The 263-nt window shown below is 61.2% G+C and carries 1 pseudogene; it reads left to right on the forward strand.

The features are described from left to right. Window positions 1-29 precede the first annotated feature (29 nt). Window positions 30-263, forward strand: a pseudogene (locus AC0IW9_RS31045) (hypothetical protein); the annotation flags it as partial.

The raw sequence follows: 263 nt of genomic DNA on the forward strand, positions 1-263 counted from the left end.
CCGCGCCTCAGGTACTCGTCGCCCTGAGCATGCACACCTTCCTCATGTACAACCTGCACACCGCGCGCGGCACGATGCTGGTGTTCTACCTATTGATTCTGATGTTCGGGGTGTTCCAACTGGCGCCCCGGGTGTTTGCACGCTGCGCCGCGTTCGCGTTTTTTGGTTTCGCCAGCGTGAATTTGTGGGACGCCTACCAGATGCGGCTGCCCGACCCGAAACTGGCGTTGCTGCAAGTGGGCGTGCTGCTGGTGACGTTGGTC

This window comes from Belnapia sp. AC561 (assembly GCF_979252845.1).